This is a genomic window from Mucilaginibacter celer (genome assembly GCF_003576455.2).
GTDB lineage: Bacteria > Bacteroidota > Bacteroidia > Sphingobacteriales > Sphingobacteriaceae > Mucilaginibacter > Mucilaginibacter celer.
Window position 1 is genome coordinate 283,185 of record NZ_CP032869.1, and the last position, 20,094, is coordinate 303,278.

Sequence of the window (20,094 nt, forward strand, 5' to 3'; positions counted from 1 at the left end):
GGTGGGTTAGCAACGACGAGGGTTTTTGAACTTCGGTTTAAAAACAGAGATTTTAGAAATTAACAAACGACGTTATTATTAAATGTCAATGAAAGTAACAATAGACGGAATAACCGTTGATGTAGAACCCGGAACAAGCATCCTGAATGCCGCAAGGCAGATAGGTGGCGATATTGTTCCGCCTGCTATGTGCTATTACTCTAAACTGGCAGGTAGTGGCGGTAAATGCCGTACCTGTTTGGTTAAGGTTACCAAAGGATCTGAAAAAGACCCCCGCCCTATGCCTAAGCTGGTGGCTTCATGCCGTACCGGTGTTATGGATGGGATGGAGGTGCAAAATATCACTTCGCCCGAGGTTGTTGAAGCCCGTAAAGGCGTAGTAGAGATGTTGCTGATCAACCACCCGCTTGATTGCCCTGTGTGCGATCAGGCCGGCGAGTGCCACCTGCAGGATCTGGGCTTTGAGCACGGCGCTGCCAAAACCCGTTACGAGTTCGACCGTCGTACATTCGAGAAAATTGATATCGGTGATAAGATCCAGTTACACATGACCCGTTGCATTCTTTGCTACCGTTGCGTGTTCACTGCCGATCAGATCACCAATACCCGTTTGCACGGCATCCTGAACAGGGGCGATCATTCTGAAATTTCTACCTATATCAGCAAAGCTGTTGATAACGATTTTTCGGGTAACGTGATAGATGTTTGCCCGGTAGGCGCTTTAACCGATAAAACTTTCCGCTTTAAAAACCGTGTATGGTTCACCAAACCGGTTGAAGCACACCGCGATTGCGATAAATGCTGTGGTAAAGTTACCTTATGGTACAAAGGTGAAGACGTGATCAGGGTAACCGGCCGTAAAGATGTTTATGGAGAGGTTGAAGAGTTTATCTGTAATACCTGCCGTTTCGACAAAAAGAAAACTGCCGATTGGGTAATTGAAGGTCCGCGTAAAGTATCTCATCAATCGGTGATCAGTGCTAACCACTATGAGTTTACACCACTGCCGGTTGTTAAAACCAACCCGGTATTGATAGAGGCTAATAAAGAACAATTTGAAAGGGAGACCCGCTTATAATGGAAACGCCACAATTAATATTTAGTATCGTATTGATCGTAGTGATCTTCGCTATCAGCCTGGTTGTAGCTATGTACTCAACCTACGCCGAGCGTAAAGTAGCTGCGTTTTTCCAGGATAGGATAGGGCCTAACCGCGCGGGTCCGTGGGGTATTTTACAACCCCTTGCCGATGGTGGTAAGATGTTTTTGAAAGAGGAGATCATCCCAACCAACGCTACAGGTTTCCTGTTCATTGTCGGCCCTTCGCTGGCTATTTTAACTGCCTGTATCGGTTCTGCCGTTATTCCATGGGGTTCGGCAATTACCATTGGCGGTAATACTTTTAATCTTCAGGTTACCGATATCAACGTAGGTGTATTGTACATTTTTGGTGTGGTATCATTAGGTGTTTACGGCATCATGATCGGTGGCTGGGCATCAAACAATAAATACTCGTTATTGGGTGCTATCCGTGCTGCATCGCAAAACATCAGCTACGAAATTTCGATGGGCTTATCCATCATCGCCCTGTTGATGCTTACCGGTACTTTATCTCTGAAAGAAATTGCTGAACAGCAACACGGTTTTGCCTGGAACGTATGGCGTCAGCCGCTTGGCTTTTTGCTGTTCCTGGTATGTGCTTTTGCCGAAACCAACCGTTCTCCTTTCGACTTACCTGAATGCGAAACCGAGCTTGTAGGCGGTTACCATACCGAGTACTCATCAATGAAGTTAGGTTTTTACCTGTTTGCCGAGTATATCAACATGTTCATTTCATCGGCAGTAATGGCTACCCTTTACTGGGGTGGTTATAACTATCCGTTTATGGATAATGTTGCGGCAAGCCTTGGTGCTAACCCTGCTGCCATCATTGGTGTAGTTGTATTATTCGGAAAAATATTCTTCTCTATCTTTTTCTTCATGTGGGTACGCTGGACAATCCCGCGTTTCCGTTATGACCAGTTGATGGATTTGGGTTGGAAAATTTTAATACCATTAGCCATTGCTAACATAGTGCTTACCGGCGTGGGCAGCACATTACTTACACACTTTGGATATTAATTAAATGGAACCATTAAGTAATAAAAGAAAAGTACTGGAAGTTAAGCCACTCAACTTTTTAGAGCGCGCTTACCTGCCGGCTATTGTGGGCGGTTTATCAACCACCATGAAACACTTTTTCAAAAAGCCGGTAACTATCGCTTACCCGGAAGAAAAACGTGAGTTTTCTGAAAACTTCCGTGGCATGCACTCGCTTAAACGCGATGAGAATGGTAAAGAGCGTTGTACCGCCTGCGGCCTGTGCGCTTTATCATGCCCTGCCGAAGCTATTACCATGACTGCCGCCGAGCGCCAGAAAGGTGAGGAGCATTTGTATCGCGAAGAAAAATATGCCGCTGTGTATGAAATTAACATGCTGCGTTGCATTTTTTGTGGTTTATGCGAAGAGGCCTGCCCTAAAGAAGCAATTTACCTTGACGGGGATATTGTACCTGCCGATTACCTGCGTAAAGATTTCATTTACGGTAAAGACAAATTAGTAGAGGCGCCCTTAAATCAATAAAGAAGTTTTATACCTTTGCCCTGCCTAACAGGGTAAAGGTATTTTGTAAATAAAAACATGAGTACATTTTACTTCATCGCATTTTTGTCCATATTCTTTTCGATATTGGTAATCTCGGCCAAAAATCCGGTACATAGTATCCTTTATCTAATTCTTACCTTTTTTACATTCACCATCCATTACATTTTGCTTAACGCTCAATTTTTGGCGATTGTAAATTTCATTGTTTACATGGGTGCCATCCTGGTACTGTTCCTGTACACGCTGATGCTTATCAACCTTAATAAAGATAGCGAACCTGTTAAACCTTTTATGGTGAAAATAGCAGGCGTATTTGGTGGCGGTATTTTAGCTGTAGCCGTTGCATCATCGCTTAAACTGGTTGGTACATCAAACCCGGTATTGTTGCAAAACCCTGATCTGGGTTTGGTGAAAAACCTGGGTAAGGTATTATTTGATGAGTTTTTACTGCCTTTCGAAGTATCGTCGGTATTGTTGCTTTCGGCAATGGTAGGGGCGGTATTATTGGCCACTAAAGAAAAAGAACCTAAAGCAGCATAATGGAAAGTTTAACAAATACTATGCACGCCGTGCCGCTTAATCACTACATTTTATTAAGCACCATCATTTTTGCTATAGGCGTAATGGGCGTATTAATCCGCCGTAATGCTATCGTGATCTTCATGTCGGTTGAGTTGATGCTTAACTCGGTTAACCTTTTGCTTACCGCGTTTTCGGTATACAGGGGGGATGCCACCGGTCAGGTATTCGTATTCTTTATTATGGCGCTGGCCGCTGCCGAAGTTGCAGTTGGTTTGGCTATCATCGTAATGATTTACCGTAACACCAACTCGATAGACATCAACGTGCTGAACAGGTTGAAATGGTAGGACTTTGATTTCGGAGTTCGGAATTTCGATTTCGGATTTTGAATGAAAAGTTGCTTTGCTAAATAGAATATAAAACGCGTCATTATTATAGACGAAGCTATTTGCTTTTGAGCAGATAATAAAAGTCGGTGACGGATCTGATAATTAAACACGTATAGCTTAACGCTTAAAACGTACAACATCGAACATGGATAAATTAATCTGGCTTATTCCAATATTACCCTTAGCCGGTTTTATTATTAACGGACTTGGCCGTAATTCATTATCAAAAAGTGTAATTGCCTTTATCGGCAGTTTGCTGGTATTGGTATCATTTGGTTTAAGCATCGCTGCTTTTTTCCAGGTAAAACAAACAGGCGTACCTATTAATGTTAACTACTTTACCTGGTTTGCTGTTGGTACATTGAAATTCCCTTTCGCGTTCCTGATCGATCAACTGAGTGCGATCATGCTGCTCATCATTACCGGTGTTGGTTTCCTGATCCACCTGTACTCGATAGGTTATATGCACGATGATGAAGGTTTTGGTAAATTCTTCGCTTACCTTAACCTGTTCGTGTTTTTCATGTTATTGCTGGTTTTAGGTTCAAACTACCTGATATTGTTCATCGGATGGGAAGGCGTAGGTTTATGCTCATACCTGCTTATCGGTTTCTGGTATACCAATCCGGATTATGCCGATGCCGCTAAAAAAGCCTTCGTAATGAACCGTATCGGTGATTTGGGCTTTTTGCTGGGTATGTTCTGCATCATCCACTTCTACAACAGCCTCTCGTTTTCAGAAGTATTGCCAGCTATCGCCACATCAAAAAAGGGCGTTGAGATAATCGCAATATGTTTGTTCATTGGCGCCTGCGGTAAATCTGCACAGTTGCCATTGTTTACCTGGTTGCCAGACGCGATGGCCGGCCCAACCCCGGTTTCGGCCCTCATCCACGCGGCTACCATGGTTACAGCAGGTATCTATATGATTGCCCGTTCAAACATTTTGTTTACACTGGCTACCGATACTACCGAGATCATTGCTTATGTAGGTTTGGCAACGGCGCTTATCGCAGCGTTAATCGCACTTACGCAAACAGATATTAAAAAGGTACTGGCTTATTCAACAGTATCGCAGTTAGGTTATATGTTTTTGGGTTTAGGTGTTGGTGCTTACACCGGTGCTTTCTTCCACGTATTAACTCACGCGTTTTTCAAAGCATTATTATTCCTTGGTGCGGGTTCTGTTATCCACGCTATGAGTGGTGAACAGGACATGCGTAAAATGGGTGGTTTGAAAGGTAAGATCAAGATTACTTTCACCACAATGATGATCGGTACCGTTGCTATCGCGGGTATTCCTCCTTTAGCGGGTTTCTTCTCTAAAGATGAGATCCTGGCACATGCTTATGCACATAGCCCGATTTTCTGGGGCATTGGTGTGTTAACTGCGATGTTAACCTCATTCTACATGTTCAGGATGATGTACCTTACTTTTTACGGAAAGTTTCGTGGTACACATGAGCAGGAACATCATTTACATGAGTCGCCTCCAACCATGACCATCCCTTTAATTGTATTGGCTATCCTTTCTTGTTTAGCTGGTTTTATCGGTGTACCGGAAGTGTTGCATGGTCACCACGAGTTGGCTGCATTCCTTGAGCCGGTGTTCAAAAAATCGAACGAGATCCTGGGCGAGCATCATCTGTCTGAATCATTAGAGTATGCTTTGATGGGGACTTCAGTAGTATTGGCTTTCGCTGCTATGGCTTATGCCTATATGAAATACGCTAAAAACGGAAGCGTACCGGTAGCAGATAGCGAAGAGCGCCCGGCGTTAACAAGCATTTCATACCACAAGTTTTACCTGGATGAGCTTTATGACCTGATCATCCGCAAACCGTTGGATTGGCTGTCTACCTTCTTCTATAATATAGTTGAGCGTTTAGGTATCGACGGTTTGGTGAACGGCATTGGTAAAGGCACGCTCGAAACCAGTAAAGGTTTACGTTTACTGCAAACCGGTAACGTAGGCTTCTACATATTTGTAATGGTGCTTGGCATTATTGCCGTGCTACTGTATAGCGTATTTGGATTAACTAAAATATAAACGATAAGCGTTTAGCAACATAACATGACCGTTAGTATATTACTCTTTTTGCCAATAGTTGCCGCAGTAATAGTAGCCCTGCTTAAAAATGGGGTTGCTAAGCATGCAGCTTTATTCTTCTCTGTTGCCCAACTGGTAATAGCGCTTATATTTTTAAGCAAGTTTGTTCCGGATGCTTCAACCCAATTTGCTATTGATGCACCCTGGATCCCTAAATTTGGTGTTTACTTTAGCGCGGGTATTGATGGCATCAGCATGGTGTTGGTTTTATTAACCACCCTGCTTGTACCAATTATCATTTTAACTACCTATAATCACGAATATAACCGGGAAGGCGCTTTTTATGGATTGATACTATTTATGCAGGCCGGCTTGCTGGTAGTATTCACAGCGCTTGATGGCTTTTTGTTTTACGTGGGATGGGAAGCAGCATTGATCCCTATCTACTTTATCTGCGCGCTTTGGGGCGGAGAGAACAGGATCAGGGTTACCATTAAGTTTTTCATCTACACTTTTGCCGGGTCATTGTTTATGCTGGTAGCATTGATCTACCTGTACCTGCAATCGCCTGCCGGCACTTTTGATCTGCATAACTTCTACAGCATGTCGTTAGATGTTAAGCATCAAACATGGGTGTTCTGGGCATTCTTCCTGGCCTTTGCTATCAAGATGCCTTTGTTCCCGCTGCACACCTGGCAGCCGGATACCTATACTGAAGCGCCTTCGGGCGGTACCATGATGTTATCTGGTATTATGCTTAAAATGGGTATTTACGGTGTTATCCGCTGGATGATTCCTAACGCCCCGCTTGGTTTCTTCCATTTTCAAACTTTGGTTATTATCCTTGCCGTTATCGGTATAGTATACGCTTCAATCATCGCCTTTAAACAAAAAGAAGGTAAACGTTTGGTAGCTTACTCTTCAATTGCGCACGTTGGCCTTATTGCTGCAGGTATTTTGGCCTGGAACATTCAGGGTGTACAAGGTGCCATGCTGCAAATGCTTAACCACGGTATCAACGTGGTAGGTATGTTCTTTATCTGGGATATCATTATCCGCCGCATGGGCACTCAAGATACAGACCAACTTGGCGGTATCGCTAAAGTAGCGCCGAGGTTTGCTATCGGCTTCCTGATCATTGTTTTGGGTACCGTAGGTCTGCCTTTAACCAATGGTTTTGTTGGAGAGTTCCTGTTATTGAAAAGTGTGTTTACATTCGGTGCCGGCCATTTTGGTAACCTGGTGATTGCTGCTTTTGCAGGTTCGACTATCATTTTAGGCGCCGTTTACATGCTGAGGATGTACAAAAAAGTAATGCAGGGCGAAACCAACCCGCTTACCGCAACTTTTAAAGATGTAAGTGGTGTTGAAAAATTCACTTTATGCCTCATCTGCGTTTTGGTTATTGCCCTGGGCATCTATCCGCAACCTATCCTGCATATATCTGAAGCTGCTGTTACGCAGCTGGTAAATACCATAGGTGCTAAGTTTACAATGTAGGTTTAAGATTTTAAAGAAAAGAATGAATACTATAATCATCATATCTGTTTTACCTATAGCGCTTCTGTATTTAGGTTTATATAAAGCTGAAAAGGCTTTACTGCCGGTTACTGTTATAGGTTTACTGGTTGCTTTAGGTGCTGCGTTGTGCGACTGGAAACCAAAAGACACCGCCGAAACGCTTTACCACGGCATGTTGCTGTTTAACAACTTCTCAGTTGTATTTTCATCTGTAACCATCATCTCAACCATATTGATCCTGCTGCTTTCAAAAGGTTATTTCGAAAAGATCAGCAGGCATACCGCGGAATACTATGCCATCATTTTATTTTCGTTGGCAGGTATCATCATAATGGTATCGTTCAATAACCTGGTAATGATGTTTATCGGCATCGAGATCATGTCGGTTAGTTTATACATCCTGGCAGGTATCAAGAAAAGTGATTTTGCCTCAAACGAAGCTGCCTTGAAATACTTTTTGATGGGTGCTTTCTCTACAGGTTTCCTGCTATTTGGTATTGCATTACTTTACGGTTCATCAGGTTCATTCAATATGGATGCTATCCGCGGTTATGTAGGTGAGCATCCACATATCGATCCGATGTTTTACACAGGCATCGCGTTAATTATTGTTGGTTTATGTTTCAAAGTTGGTGCTGCTCCGTTTCATTTCTGGACACCGGACGTATATGAAGGATCGCCAACCCTCATTACAGCCTTCATGTCTACAGTAGTGAAAACTGCGGGTTTTGCCGCTTTCCTGCGCCTGTTTTCGGCTTGTTTCCAACCGCTATCAGATTTCTGGACGCCGATCCTGATTGTTATTACCATCATCACCCTGTTTATCGGCAATATCACCGCATTATATCAGCAAAGTTTTAAACGCATGCTGGCTTTCTCAAGTATCTCGCACGCCGGTTACCTGTTGTTTGCCATCGTATCGTTAGGTTCAGCTTCGGCTAACTCGGTATTGATTTATGCAACTGCCTACTCTATCGCCTCAATTATCGCCTTCGGTGCACTGATATTGGTACAGCAGCAAAACGGCAGCGATAACTTCGACAGCTTTAACGGCCTTGGTAAACGAAACCCTTTCCTGGCTTTCGTGCTTACGGTAGCTATGCTTTCGCTGGCTGGTATTCCTTTAACCGCGGGTTTTATAGGTAAGTTTTTTATGTTTACAGGTGCGGTTTCGCGCTTCCATATCGGTTTGGTAATAGTAGCTGTGGTAAATGCTATCATCAGTATTTTCTACTATTTCAGGGTGATTATAGCCATGTACTTCCGTACAGCCGAGCGCAATGAACTGAGCATTCCGGTTTACTACAAAATAGTATTCGCTGTTTCGGCCATTGCTACAATTCTAATAGGCATTTATCCCGATTTAATTGCCCGCTTCATTTAATCAGTATTGATAACTGCAAATTGATTTAATATTTGTAGTTTTACAGATATAGTGAATGGAAAGTTTTTGGGAATACCTTCAAAATTTAACTGACGCTCAATCCATAATAAGCAGGGGTGGTTTTTATCTCTTGCTTATTGTTGTTTTTGCCGAAACCGGTTTGTTTTTCGGATTCTTTTTGCCGGGAGATTACCTGCTGTTTATGGCAGGTCTGTTGTGCGCGGCCGGGAAGGTTGATGTTTCCATATCAACATTGGTACTATCGCTGATAGGGGCGGGTATATTAGGGAATTTTACAGGCTATTGGTTTGGCTTCCAAACGGGGCCGGTGCTTTTTAATAAAAGCGATTCGTTGTTTTTTAAGAAGCGATATGTGACCATGGCCAGCGACTTTTACCACAAATACGGCGGCATGGCGCTTATTTTAGGCAGATTTTTCCCTATTGTTAGAACATTTGCTCCTATATTTGCAGGTGTTGTTAAGGTTGATATCAAAAGGTTCAGCCTCTATAACCTTATCGGCAGCGTAACCTGGGTATGTGTATTCACGTTAAGCGGTTTCTTTTTAGGCAGAAGGTTTCCTCAACTTAAAGATTACCTGCAGTACATCATCCTCGGATTGATAATAATTACAACAATTCCGTTAGTTATTGCTTTCGTTAGAAGGAAGATCCTTGAAAAAAAGGACAAAACAGATTAATAAACGTTATATATAAATAATACATGAGCACTCTACATCCATGGCACCAGGTTTCGCCGGGCGATAACATTCCTGAAGTGGTAAATGCCATCATCGAAATCCCTAAAGGTTCGAAGGCTAAATATGAAATTGATAAGGAATCGGGCTTGTTGAAGTTAGACCGTGTACTGTTTTCATCGGTAATGTACCCTGCTAACTACGGTTTTATACCACAAACCTATTGCGACGATAAAGACCCTTTGGATATCCTTGTACTATGCTCGATCGACGTTTTCCCGATGTCGATCATCGAGGCCAAGGTAGTGGGCGTAATGCACATGGTTGATAATGGCGAGCAGGACGATAAAATCATCGCGGTAGCAAAAAATGATATGTCGGTTAACTATATTAACGACTTAAACGAGCTGCCTCCGCACGCCATGACCGAGATTGTACGTTTCTTTAAAGATTATAAAAAGCTGGAAGGTAAAAACGTAACTATCGAACATTTGCTGGGTGTGCGCTATGCCCATAAAGTAATAGCCGAAAGTTTGGAATTGTATAAAAATACGTTCCCTGTTTACCAATCATAATTTAAATGGACCCCGCACATTACGAGATCAATTTATTCTACATTTTCGCTACCATATTCCTGGTATTACTAAACGGTTTTTTTGTAGCCGCCGAGTTTGCCATGGTGAGGGTTCGGGGTTCGCAAATTGAAATTAAAGCCAAGGGCGGCAGCGGCGTAGCCAAAGTAGCCCGCGGCATACTGCATAATTTAGATGGTTACCTGGCTGCTACGCAGCTGGGTATTACCATTGCCTCACTGGCACTTGGTGTTGTGGGCGAAGAGGTTGCCACAAACCTTGTAATCCGTGCTTTCCTGGCGGTAGGTATCACCCTTTCACAGGGATATATTACTGCAAGCCATATTCTTGCCTTCAGTTTTATAACCATAATGCACATTGTTTTTGGCGAGCTTGCACCTAAATCGCTGGCTATCCAAAAATCTGTTCGCACGGTAATGGCTGTTTCTTTACCGCTTAGGTTTTTCTTTGTTGTTTTCAGGCCGTTTATCTGGGTACTTAATAACTTTGCCAATTTTATTTTAAAATTATTAGGCATAAATGCAGTTGAAGGCGGCGAAACGCATCACAGTTCGGAAGAGCTTCAATACCTGCTTGAACAGGGCAAGGAAACCGGTGCTATCGATTCGAACGAGCATGAGTTGATTCAGAATGTGTTTGATTTTAACGAGCGCGTGGTGAAAAATATTATGGTGCCGCGTACCAAAATCTCGGGTCTGGATATTGACTCGACTAAAGAAGAGCTGCTGGATATGATCATTAACGAGGGCTATTCTCGGATGCCCGTTTATGATGATGTGATAGATAAGATCATCGGTATTGTACACGCCAAAGATATCCTGCCTTTGCTGGCCCGTAATGATGAAATTATCCTGAAAGATATTATCCGCAAACCATATTTTATCCCCGAAACCAAAAAGATCAATGATCTGATGGCCGAGATGAAACAGAAACGCATCCAGATAGCCATTGTGCTTGATGAGTTTGGTGGCACTGCGGGTATGGTTACGCTTGAGGATATTGTTGAAGAGCTGGTAGGCGATATCCAGGACGAATACGATGAAGAAAAGCCGATCGTTGAAAAAGTGAACGAACGCGAGTTTATAGTTAACGCGCTTGCACCTATTTACGATGTAAACGAACACCTGCCGCACGATTTACCCGAAGACGGCGATTTTGATACCGTATCCGGCTGGATTGGCGATATATTCGGCAAAATTCCTGATGTGGGCGAGCAACGCGAATCAAACGGGTACAACATAACGGTTTTAAAAAAATCCGATCAGAATATCGAATCAGTTAAGCTCGAGTTACTGATAAATGAAGAAGATGCAGTAGATTTACATTAATCTGCTCACCCGCAATGCATCTTTTTTATACGCCCGATATCGATCCCTCGCATCCTCAGTATTTTCTTAACGAAGAAGAAAGTAAACACGCTATCCGGGTATTGCGCCTCGAGGCAGGCAGCCTGGTTCAGTTGATTGACGGCAGGGGAGGATTATATGATGCACTTATTCAGGATCCTCATCCAAAGCGCACTATTCTCAAAATAACTGCTGTAAAAACGGAGTTCGATAAGCGCAATCATTACCTGCACGTCGCGGTAGCACCAACCAAAAATATCGAACGTTTGGAGTGGTTTTTAGAAAAAGCCACCGAAATAGGTATCGACGAAGTATCACTTATTATCGCACAACGCTCCGAGCGGAAAGAGGCCAAGGTTGACAGGCTGAATAAGATCATTACTGCTGCCATCAAGCAATCGCTTAAAGCATATCATCCGGTATTAAACGAGCCTTTAACGTTAAACCAGCTGCTTGATAAGCCTTTTGATGGCCAAAAATTTATAGCCCATTGCGAACCTGGGGAGAAATACAAGCTGAAGGACGAATTGAGTCTGCATGGGCGGTGTTTAATATTAATAGGACCGGAGGGGGATTTTGCACCTGCCGAAATAGATAAAGCTTTGCAAAGCGGATTTAAACCGATAACTTTAGGTACAAGCCGCCTGCGTACCGAAACCGCAGCATTGGAAGCTTGTTTTGAGGTTAACTTTTTAAACCGGTTATGATGAAGGTAAAACGTATCCTGACAGTTTGCATGCTTGTGATAGCCATGAGCAGTTTCCACGCACCTGCCTACAAAATTGCCCGCCTTAAATACAGCGGCGGAGGCGATTGGTACGGCGACCGCACCGCGTTACCTAACCTGATTAAATTTTGCAACGAAAACCTCAAAACCAATTTTGATGATGATGACGAAGTGGTTGAGGTAGGCAGCGCTTCGCTGTTCAATTATCCCTTCACTTTTATGACAGGGCACGGCAACGTTATTTTTTCCGACCAGGAGGCACGTAACCTGCGCAAATATCTCACAGGCGGCGGTTTTTTGCATATCGATGATAATTACGGGCTCGACCAGTATATCCGCCCCCAAATGAAAAAGGTTTTTCCCGAACTTGATTTTGTTGAGTTGCCGCTTAATCACCCCATCTACCATCAAAAATATGATTTCCCTAATGGCCTGCCCAAAATTCACGAGCATGATGGTAAGCGTGCCCAGGGCTTTGGTTTAATTTATAACGGCAGGCTGGTTTGCTTTTATACCTATGAGTGCGATTTAGGCAACGGTTGGGAAGATTTTGGCACTTATGCCGGCGATACCCAGGAAGCGCGGCAAAAAGCGCTTAAAATGGGCGCTAACCTTATTCAATACACCTTTACGCGTTGATATAAACGCAAAATATCATTTCCTTTTTTTGAGCAAGATTGACATCCGGCAAATTATGGCGGATAATGTCAGTTAACAGTTGTGTTTATGATGATCTGCATGTAAATAAAATTAATAACTTTAATTTTATACAAACCGTATTATAAATCACTACCCATACTAAATCTCCTCCTGATGTATCAACTAAAAATTAACGACCGTTACAATATTGAAACCGAAAGCAACATGAACGGGGTGCTTGTTAACGGAGTTAAGCGCAATGCCGATATAAAGCCGGTAGCGGAGGGGAGTTATCATATTATAGAAAACAACCGGTCATACAATGTTGAAGTGGTGAGTTTTGACGCCGGCCAAAAAGTTGCCGAAATAAAGGTTAACAATAACATTTATCATATTACAGCGAAAGACCGGTTTGATTTATTGCTCGAGCAGCTTGGGCTTAGCGGCCTGAGCAGTACAAAGGTTAGCGAAGTAAAGGCACCTATGCCCGGTTTAGTGCTTAAAATATTTGCTAACAAGGGAGACGCGATAAAAAAAGGCGATAACCTGTTTGTGCTGGAAGCAATGAAGATGGAAAATATCATTAAAGCTCCTGCCGATATGGGCATAGTACAGCAAATAACGATAAAGCCGGGCGATAAAGTAGAAAAGGGACAGATATTAATGTTGTTTTAACTTATGGTTATGGTTTTAAATGTGCGATAATAACATTTTTATAAAAAGCGCAACGTATTTTTAAGGTTTTTGTTGTTTCTACATATTTTTTTTACGAACTTACTTCTTTAATTAACAATATTAACTTTTATGAAGAAACATCTACTAACAATCCTGTTGTTATGTACTTGTATTGCCTTTGGTTTTGCCCAAACCAAAGTTATTACAGGTAAGGTAACAGATCAGAAAGACGGATCGCCCATACCCGGAGCGAGCGTAACCGTAAAAGGGTCGTCGATAGGCACCCAAACTGATATTAACGGTGGGTATAAACTTACCGTGCCGGAAACCGCAAAAGTGCTCAACTTTAAATTTTTGGGATATCTTTCGCTCGATGTTGCCATCAAGGGAACAACAGTTAACGCACAACTAACTACCGATTCAAAAATTTTGAACGAAGTAGTGGTAGTGGGCTACGGTACGCAGAGCAAACGATCATTAACAGGTTCGGTTTCAAAAATAAAAGGCGGCGATATTGAGAACATCCCCGTGCCGAGTTTGGAATCGGCTATCCAAGGCCGCAGCCCGGGTGTTTATATCCAGGCGCAGAACGGTAAACTGGGGCAGGGCATACAGGTGCGGATTCGTGGTGCCTCATCTGTATCAGCAGGTAACCAACCTTTATATGTGGTTGACGGTTTGCCGATAACAGTTGATGATTTTTCAAGCAATGGCGCTTCAACCAATCCCCTGGTTGATTTAAATCAAAACGATATCGAATCTATCGACATCCTTAAAGATGCATCGGCGGCCGCTATTTACGGTTCAAGGGCATCAAACGGTGTTGTATTGGTAACTACTAAAAAGGGTAAAGCCGGCGCAACTAAAATTACCTACAATCAATATTACGGTTTCAGTAAACCTACCGGCGAGCGTGAGTTTTTAAATGCTCAGCAATATGTTACCTTATTAAGAGAAGCAGGCAAAGCCGGTGGCTATTCTACCGCTACTATCGAAGGCAGGTTACTGCGCTATTCGGCCGGTAATGATGATTACAAAACTTATAAAGTAAATACCGACTGGCAGCAACAAATTATTCAACACGCTCCCGTACAGAATTACAACCTTGTATTTTCTGGCGGTACCGAGAAAACTAAATTTTATATTTCGGGTACCTATAATGATCAAAAAGGCTGGATCCTTAAAAACCAGATCAATCAATACAGCTTACGTACCAATATTGAAAACCAGGCAAACAGCTGGTTGACCATTGGTGCTAATTTAAGCGTTTCGCGCACGGTAAACCATCGTTTGGATAATGATAACGCGTTTTCAACTCCAGAGCAAATTGTTGCATTAGCGCCGATAACGCCCGTTATCGACCCTCGTACCGGTTTATTGAGCGGAGCGCTTGACCCAGCCACAGGTAACCCTAATGGCAACTTTCCAACTTATTTTAACCCCTTGCTAAATTCTGAAAGCAGCTATTTTATCACTACTGATTACCGGAACCTTGGTAACGTTTTTGGTGAAATTAAACTGGTGCCATCTTTAACTTTCAGAACAGAGGTTGGCATGGATATCTTAAACTCTACAGAAGATAATTATTCAGGCAGCCTTACGCTCCGTAACTCGGGCACAAGTAATGGTGTCGGGTTCAACTCATCAGTTACTTCGTTAAACTTTAATACCAATAACTTTTTCCACTTTTTAAAAGATTTGGGTAAAAGCAGCATTGATGCGGTTGGCGGTATGACTTATCAAAGGCAGCAAAATGATCTTAATTCTATTAACGGGCAGCAATTTCCCTCTGATGCTTATAAAAAGCTGAATAGCGCAGCAGATATCACCGGTGCTGCATCAAACTCAACTGCTTATTCATTGCTTTCATATTTTGCAAGGGCAAATTATAAGTTTGATGATAAATACCTGCTTACCTTAAGCGGTCGTGTAGATGGTTCGTCCAGGTTTGGTGATAGTCATCGCTATGGTTTCTTCCCGGCAGGTTCTGTTGGCTGGGTAATTTCGCAGGAAGGATTTATGAAAAACCAAAAGCTGGTATCTGATTTGAAACTTAGGGCCAGCTACGGTATAACCGGTAACTCCGAAATTGGTAACTTTCCTTCGCGTGGTTTATTTTCGGCATTTGGATATGCAGGTGTAGCAGGTGCGCGCCCAACACAATTGCCTAACCCCGATTTAAAATGGGAAACTACAGCTACCTCAAACCTTGGTGTGGATGTAGGATTTTTCAACGGCAGGTTATCAGGTTCATTTGAGGTTTACCTGAAAAAAACTAAAGACCTTTTATTGAACGTGCAGGTGCCCGCCACTTCTGGTTTTACAACAATAACCCAAAACCTTGGCAAACTGCAAAATAAAGGTTTGGAGATTCAGATCGATTCGAAAAACCTTGTGGGTAAGGTTACCTGGTCAACAAGCTTTAACTTATCATTCAACAAAAACAAGATTAATGATCTGAAAGGCCAGGTATTGCTTGGCGGTGGCGACCAGGTAAACCGTGCAATTGAGGGGCAACCGCTGGGTATTTTTTATGCGCCGGAATTTGCCGGTGCCGATCCTTCTAATGGAGACGCGCTCTACTACAAAAACACCGATTTGGGTAATGGCAAAAGGGACAGAACCAAAACAAGTGATTACAATGAGGCAGTACCAGTAGTGGTTGGCGACCCTAACCCTAAATATATAGCCGGTTTAAACAACTCAGTAAGCTATATGGGCTTTGATTTAAGTTTCCTTTTACAACAGGTACACGGTAACAAAATATACAACGGCGGCGGGCAGTATATGTCTGTTGGTTTCAATAATGGTTTCGATAATCAAACTGTCGATCAGCTCCAATCGTGGAAAAAGGCAGGACAAATCACCAATGTTCCCGAGGCGCGTTTGTTTGGCGGTAATGGCATTAGCCCAAGCTCGAGGTTTTTGGATGATGGATCATACGTGCGTTTAAAGAACGTTATCCTGGGTTATAATTTCCCTAAAGCTTTACTTAGCAAAATCAAATTATCCAGTTTAAGGGTGTACGCTCAGGCAACAAACTTACTAACCTGGACAAAGTACAAGGGTTGGGATCCTGAGTTAAACTCGGATGCCTTTTCGGGTAATATTACGCAAGGGTATGATTTTTATGCCGCTCCGCAGGCCAAAACAATCACCTTTGGTATTAACGTAGGATTTTAATTTAAGCTTGACAATGATGAAAAGATCTAAATATTCAATTATAGCATTAAGTTCGTTAGTAATGCTGTATAGCACCGGTTGCCAAAAGCAACTGGATATAAAGCCTAAAGATGATGTTGAACAAAATCAGGCTATAAAAACATCAAAAGATGTGCAGGGCGTGCTTATTGGAGCATATACCGCAGCCGGACTGAGAGGATTATATGGAGGCAGATTCCAATCAACCAATGATTTTTTGGCCGATGACGGCGATTTTTCCTATTTCGGCACATTTTCTGAATATACCGAGTTGGCGAATAAGACGATAACTATTAATAATGCCTTTGTTGAAGGAGTATGGGATGTTGGATACAATACCATTAACGTATGTAATAACGTTTTGGCCAACCTTAACCTGGTTGATGCCGCCAATAAAGACAGGGTAGAGGGCGAAGCCAAGTTTTTACGTGGTATGACCTATTTCGACCTGGCACGTTGTTTTGGCAAGGCATGGAACGATGGCACTCCGGCTTCAAATTTGGCGGTACCTATTGTTTTAACGCCCACTACAAGCATTCCGGGCATTCAAAGGGTATCTCGTAATACAGTTGCCGAAGTATATGCACAGGCTATCGCTGATCTTAAGGTTGCCGAAGCCAAGCTTACCAACGATCCAAGCCCGTCATCAAGAACTCCGTATGCCGATTCATTTGCAGCATCGGCAATATTGGCGAGGATATATCTTACCCAGGAAAACTTTACGGCGGCAGAAGAGGAAGCGACAAAGATTATCAGTTCAGGAGCGTTCTCATTGGTTAGCGATTTCGGAAGCGAGTTTCAGCATCCCACACAGCCTACACGTGTGTTTAACAGCACTGAAGATATCTTTGCCATCCAAATCTCCAATCAATCGGGCTTTAATGCTTTAAACGAAGTTTTTGCCAGTTCTGACTACAGTGGAAGGGGCGAAACGATCATAAACGAACAGCATTTTGCAAGGTATGAAGCCGGAGATAAAAGAGCCGATGAGTTTTATTATGATGGCTCTGATAACTATACCGCTAAATTCAATAACACCTTCGGTAACGTAATATTAGTTCGATTGGCCGAAATATATTTGATAAGAGCCGAAGCGAGGATAAGAAAAGCGGCTCCGGATTTATCAGGAGCAAAGGCTGATATAGATATTGTACGAAACCGCGCCAAATTAGCAGGAACTACAGCAACTACTGCAACTGCGTTGTTTGCTGTTGTAAAGCATGAGCGCCGTGTTGAACTGGCCTTTGAAGGGTTCAGATTATGGGATTTAAAACGTTATAAAGAAACAACTGTAACTACCGATGAAAATGGAGATGTTGTTGATTCGTTCCCGTGGAATTCTCCTAAACTGGTATTCCCGATTCCAAAACGCGAGCGCGATGCAAATCCTTCATTGCCGCAAAATGAGGGGTATCAATAATCTGCAAAATCAGTAATAATGATCCCGGTGATTTTATCATCGGGATTTTTTGTTTTAACGATGAGTGTATTTAGCCTTTCCTTTTAAATAGTGGCCCATAATACCTACTCAATGTAAAGTTACAACACGGCATCAATATTCAACACTTTCACCTCTTGTATGCAAATCAAGGTTGAGGACTTATTTTTCTTTGTTACATTATATCCAACCGGGATGAATTACGAAGAACGCAGGCAAGGTGAGTCTGTGGCTTTACTTTCAGTTTGATAATTGCCCGGATTTTAGGCTATTCATATTTAGAAGTGATCGCACTATGCATGAGTCAATTTAGAAAAAAACCATGTTGAAGATAAATTATCCCAAAACGCATATCAGGTAATATCATGCTCTTTTCGGGCAATATTAACTGGAACACTCTCTAAAAACAAACAAGGCCCCTCATCACTGAAGGGCCTTGCCTAATATTTCTGCAAATTAAAATTACCTCGCTTTATAAGGCTTAGCCTTTTTAACCGGATAATGCGGCTTACCGTTAGGATTAATCTCAGGCGCACCAACCATGGTCATGGCACAACGGAAACCAACCTCGGCACTTGCTTCGTCCTGATCCATAAAACGGCGTGTGGCCGGGTTTAGCCAGTAAGCCATATCATTCCATGATCCGCCTTTGTAAATTTTCGAGTGATCGTTTACAAGGGTTGTAGTTCCGTAAAGAGCTTTGTTAACTTCGTCTTTCTCGCCTCTTGCATCAGGGTTATAAGCTTTACCCGAATTTTTAGGTAATAGCGAGTCAATTGGCAATGAGCCGTTTTGTGTATTGGCAAGTGGCGCGTTAGGGCTGGCAGCCTGTGCCGCAGCACTTTGTTGTTGCAATGCCAGCAGATCGGCGTATTTCAGTTTTTTGTTAGAGTGTGCCGGATCTTTAATTGGTTTGCCGTATTTGTCTTTAGCGTAGCGGCCTTTTGAAGGGTCGGCCAAACGTTTGTTTGTAAATTCGTTACCACGGAAAGGGTTAAAATCTTCAAACTCTTCAAAGGATGTTTGGCGATAGGTATCGGCCACCCACTCGTTAACGTTGCCTGCCATGTTGTACAAACCAAAATCGTTAGGCTGGTATGAACGTACAGGGGCTGTTATGTCGGCCTTATCGTTCAGGTAACCACCCACACCCGCGTTGTCACCGGCGCCACGTTTAAAGTTGGCCATGATCAAACCACGTGTTTTGCTTTTGGCCGAACGCACACCAAGACCGTTCCATGGATATACTTTACCGTCGTCAATATTTTCAAACTGCGTATTGCCCGCTAAAGCCAAAGCTGCATATTCCCATTCAGCTTCTGATGGCAGACGATAGTTTTGTTTCAGGATGCCGTCTTCCATACGTACCGGGCGTACAGATTTGCCGCCTTTACCGGTGCCTGCCTGTGCATTAGGACTCAGGTTTGGCATCATCTTTTTACCGTCGATACCTGCACCTGTCATCTGGCCGTTCAGGTAAATATCGGTGTTGAATGGTTGCCCGTTAGCAGCTATGCCCGCATCGCCGCCGCCGCCTTTTTTGCCCATATCTTTCCAGGCTACCATACGGCCTGTTTCGCGCAAAATATTTTCGTTGGTACGGTCGGTACGCCATGAGCAGTAGGCCTGCGCCTGATCCCAGGTTACACCAACAACCGGGTAATCCTGAAAGCCGGGGTGGCGAAGGTAGTTATCTACGTAAGGTTCGTTATATGATAATTTTCGGCGCCATACCAGGGTATCGGGTACAGCGTTATAGTACAATTCACGATCTGCCGGAAAGGTGATATCAATCCAGTGCAGGTAATCAAGCCAATCCTGGTTGGATACTTCGGTTTCGTCCATATAAAACGACGGAACGGTAACCCTGCGCCTAACATTGTTATAATCATAAGTTACATCCTGATCGGCACTGCCGCCCATTACAAAGGTACCACCTTCAATAGGTACAAGGCCCGGACCGGGAGCAGGGTGCGCCTGCCTGAAACGTTGATAACCACCGTTGTTTTTATCATTATAGGTGATACCGGTTTTTTGCGATTGCTCACGTTTACTGCAGCTACTCATCACGGCACCTAAAGCCAACAGTCCCAGAGCAGTTTTAGTAAAAAGTATTTTCATATTTTTACAGTTATATTAAGTCGTAAATTTATAAAAAAATGAATACAGTACTTAGTTTTGTATGCCATTATTTATAAATAAATAGTACAGTTATCAGGCCTTTTAACGAAAATTTAATGAAATTAGTTGCGCCGATCTGATTTTTTT

At 42.9% G+C, this 20,094-nt stretch carries 17 protein-coding genes; 16 read left to right on the forward strand and 1 reads right to left on the reverse strand.

Annotation, left to right across the window (positions count from 1 at the left end; genetic code table 11):
• Positions 1 to 88 precede the first annotated feature (88 nt).
• The 16 genes from HYN43_RS01080 (at position 89) to HYN43_RS01155 (ending at position 17,808) form a co-directional block, all read left to right on the forward strand.
• Positions 89 to 1,078 carry an NADH-quinone oxidoreductase subunit G gene (locus HYN43_RS01080; RefSeq protein ID WP_425373711.1) on the forward strand — a complete coding sequence of 330 codons (990 nt, stop codon included), beginning with the start codon at positions 89 to 91 and terminating at the stop codon, positions 1,076 to 1,078.
• Positions 1,078 to 2,121, forward strand: a complete 1,044-nt coding sequence (gene nuoH, locus HYN43_RS01085) for an NADH-quinone oxidoreductase subunit NuoH (protein WP_119407690.1) — start codon at positions 1,078 to 1,080, stop codon at positions 2,119 to 2,121. Before HYN43_RS01080 ends, nuoH begins: the two co-directional genes overlap by 1 nt.
• A 4-nt stretch (positions 2,122 to 2,125) precedes the next feature.
• Complete coding sequence (locus tag HYN43_RS01090; RefSeq protein WP_119407691.1) at positions 2,126 to 2,623, forward strand: NuoI/complex I 23 kDa subunit family protein; 498 nt, start codon at positions 2,126 to 2,128, stop codon at positions 2,621 to 2,623.
• Between the two features lie 57 nt (positions 2,624 to 2,680).
• Positions 2,681 to 3,184, forward strand: a complete 504-nt coding sequence (locus HYN43_RS01095) for an NADH-quinone oxidoreductase subunit J family protein (protein ID WP_119407692.1) — start codon at positions 2,681 to 2,683, stop codon at positions 3,182 to 3,184.
• Positions 3,184 to 3,513, forward strand: a complete 330-nt coding sequence (gene nuoK, locus HYN43_RS01100; RefSeq protein WP_090533902.1) for an NADH-quinone oxidoreductase subunit NuoK — start codon at positions 3,184 to 3,186, stop codon at positions 3,511 to 3,513. Before HYN43_RS01095 ends, nuoK begins: the two co-directional genes overlap by 1 nt.
• A gap of 187 nt (positions 3,514 to 3,700) precedes the next feature.
• Positions 3,701 to 5,605 carry an NADH-quinone oxidoreductase subunit L gene (nuoL, locus tag HYN43_RS01105; protein WP_119407693.1) on the forward strand — a complete coding sequence of 635 codons (1,905 nt, stop codon included), beginning with the start codon at positions 3,701 to 3,703 and terminating at the stop codon, positions 5,603 to 5,605.
• A gap of 24 nt (positions 5,606 to 5,629) precedes the next feature.
• Complete coding sequence (locus tag HYN43_RS01110) at positions 5,630 to 7,105, forward strand: complex I subunit 4 family protein (RefSeq protein WP_119407694.1); 1,476 nt, start codon at positions 5,630 to 5,632, stop codon at positions 7,103 to 7,105.
• Positions 7,106 to 7,127: 22 nt separating this feature from the next.
• Positions 7,128 to 8,510, forward strand: a complete 1,383-nt coding sequence (locus HYN43_RS01115) for an NADH-quinone oxidoreductase subunit N (RefSeq protein WP_119407695.1) — start codon at positions 7,128 to 7,130, stop codon at positions 8,508 to 8,510.
• A 55-nt stretch (positions 8,511 to 8,565) separates the two neighbouring features.
• Entirely contained in the window at positions 8,566 to 9,210 is a 645-nt protein-coding gene (locus tag HYN43_RS01120; RefSeq protein ID WP_119407696.1) for a DedA family protein, read from the forward strand.
• Positions 9,211 to 9,233: 23 nt separating this feature from the next.
• Entirely contained in the window at positions 9,234 to 9,782 is a 549-nt protein-coding gene (locus tag HYN43_RS01125) for an inorganic diphosphatase (protein ID WP_119407697.1), read from the forward strand.
• Between the two features lie 5 nt (positions 9,783 to 9,787).
• The gene (locus HYN43_RS01130) at positions 9,788 to 11,128 is read left to right on the forward strand and encodes a hemolysin family protein (RefSeq protein ID WP_119407698.1); all 1,341 of its coding nucleotides are present in this window, start codon (positions 9,788 to 9,790) and stop codon (positions 11,126 to 11,128) included.
• A gap of 14 nt (positions 11,129 to 11,142) precedes the next feature.
• The gene (locus tag HYN43_RS01135) at positions 11,143 to 11,853 is read left to right on the forward strand and encodes a 16S rRNA (uracil(1498)-N(3))-methyltransferase (protein ID WP_119407699.1); all 711 of its coding nucleotides are present in this window, start codon (positions 11,143 to 11,145) and stop codon (positions 11,851 to 11,853) included.
• Complete coding sequence (locus HYN43_RS01140) at positions 11,853 to 12,512, forward strand: DUF4159 domain-containing protein (RefSeq protein WP_119407700.1); 660 nt, start codon at positions 11,853 to 11,855, stop codon at positions 12,510 to 12,512. Before HYN43_RS01135 ends, HYN43_RS01140 begins: the two co-directional genes overlap by 1 nt.
• A 174-nt stretch (positions 12,513 to 12,686) precedes the next feature.
• Positions 12,687 to 13,187 (forward strand): acyl-CoA carboxylase biotin carboxyl carrier protein subunit, encoded by a 501-nt coding sequence (locus HYN43_RS01145; RefSeq protein WP_119407701.1) that lies wholly within the window; start codon positions 12,687 to 12,689, stop codon positions 13,185 to 13,187.
• A 129-nt stretch (positions 13,188 to 13,316) separates the two neighbouring features.
• Positions 13,317 to 16,370: a SusC/RagA family TonB-linked outer membrane protein gene (locus HYN43_RS01150; RefSeq protein WP_119407702.1), complete on the forward strand. Its 3,054-nt coding sequence runs from the start codon at positions 13,317 to 13,319 to the stop codon at positions 16,368 to 16,370.
• A gap of 13 nt (positions 16,371 to 16,383) precedes the next feature.
• Positions 16,384 to 17,808 (forward strand): RagB/SusD family nutrient uptake outer membrane protein, encoded by a 1,425-nt coding sequence (locus HYN43_RS01155; RefSeq protein WP_119407703.1) that lies wholly within the window; start codon positions 16,384 to 16,386, stop codon positions 17,806 to 17,808.
• Positions 17,809 to 18,288: 480 nt separating this feature from the next.
• Here HYN43_RS01155 and HYN43_RS01160 read toward each other — a convergent pair whose 3' ends face one another.
• Positions 18,289 to 19,947, reverse strand: a complete 1,659-nt coding sequence (locus HYN43_RS01160; protein WP_119407704.1) for an SUMF1/EgtB/PvdO family nonheme iron enzyme — start codon at positions 19,945 to 19,947, stop codon at positions 18,289 to 18,291.
• Positions 19,948 to 20,094: the final 147 nt, after the last annotated feature.

Coding starts and splice junctions, on each gene's coding strand:
- HYN43_RS01080 (WP_425373711.1), top strand. CDS start 89: ATGAAAGTAACAATAGACGGAATAACCGTTGATGTAGAACCCGGAACA.
- nuoH (WP_119407690.1), top strand. CDS start 1,078: ATGGAAACGCCACAATTAATATTTAGTATCGTATTGATCGTAGTGATC.
- HYN43_RS01090 (WP_119407691.1), top strand. CDS start 2,126: ATGGAACCATTAAGTAATAAAAGAAAAGTACTGGAAGTTAAGCCACTC.
- HYN43_RS01095 (WP_119407692.1), top strand. CDS start 2,681: ATGAGTACATTTTACTTCATCGCATTTTTGTCCATATTCTTTTCGATA.
- nuoK (WP_090533902.1), top strand. CDS start 3,184: ATGGAAAGTTTAACAAATACTATGCACGCCGTGCCGCTTAATCACTAC.
- nuoL (WP_119407693.1), top strand. CDS start 3,701: ATGGATAAATTAATCTGGCTTATTCCAATATTACCCTTAGCCGGTTTT.
- HYN43_RS01110 (WP_119407694.1), top strand. CDS start 5,630: ATGACCGTTAGTATATTACTCTTTTTGCCAATAGTTGCCGCAGTAATA.
- HYN43_RS01115 (WP_119407695.1), top strand. CDS start 7,128: ATGAATACTATAATCATCATATCTGTTTTACCTATAGCGCTTCTGTAT.
- HYN43_RS01120 (WP_119407696.1), top strand. CDS start 8,566: ATGGAAAGTTTTTGGGAATACCTTCAAAATTTAACTGACGCTCAATCC.
- HYN43_RS01125 (WP_119407697.1), top strand. CDS start 9,234: ATGAGCACTCTACATCCATGGCACCAGGTTTCGCCGGGCGATAACATT.
- HYN43_RS01130 (WP_119407698.1), top strand. CDS start 9,788: ATGGACCCCGCACATTACGAGATCAATTTATTCTACATTTTCGCTACC.
- HYN43_RS01135 (WP_119407699.1), top strand. CDS start 11,143: ATGCATCTTTTTTATACGCCCGATATCGATCCCTCGCATCCTCAGTAT.
- HYN43_RS01140 (WP_119407700.1), top strand. CDS start 11,853: ATGAAGGTAAAACGTATCCTGACAGTTTGCATGCTTGTGATAGCCATG.
- HYN43_RS01145 (WP_119407701.1), top strand. CDS start 12,687: ATGTATCAACTAAAAATTAACGACCGTTACAATATTGAAACCGAAAGC.
- HYN43_RS01150 (WP_119407702.1), top strand. CDS start 13,317: ATGAAGAAACATCTACTAACAATCCTGTTGTTATGTACTTGTATTGCC.
- HYN43_RS01155 (WP_119407703.1), top strand. CDS start 16,384: ATGATGAAAAGATCTAAATATTCAATTATAGCATTAAGTTCGTTAGTA.
- HYN43_RS01160 (WP_119407704.1), bottom strand. CDS start 19,947: ATGAAAATACTTTTTACTAAAACTGCTCTGGGACTGTTGGCTTTAGGT.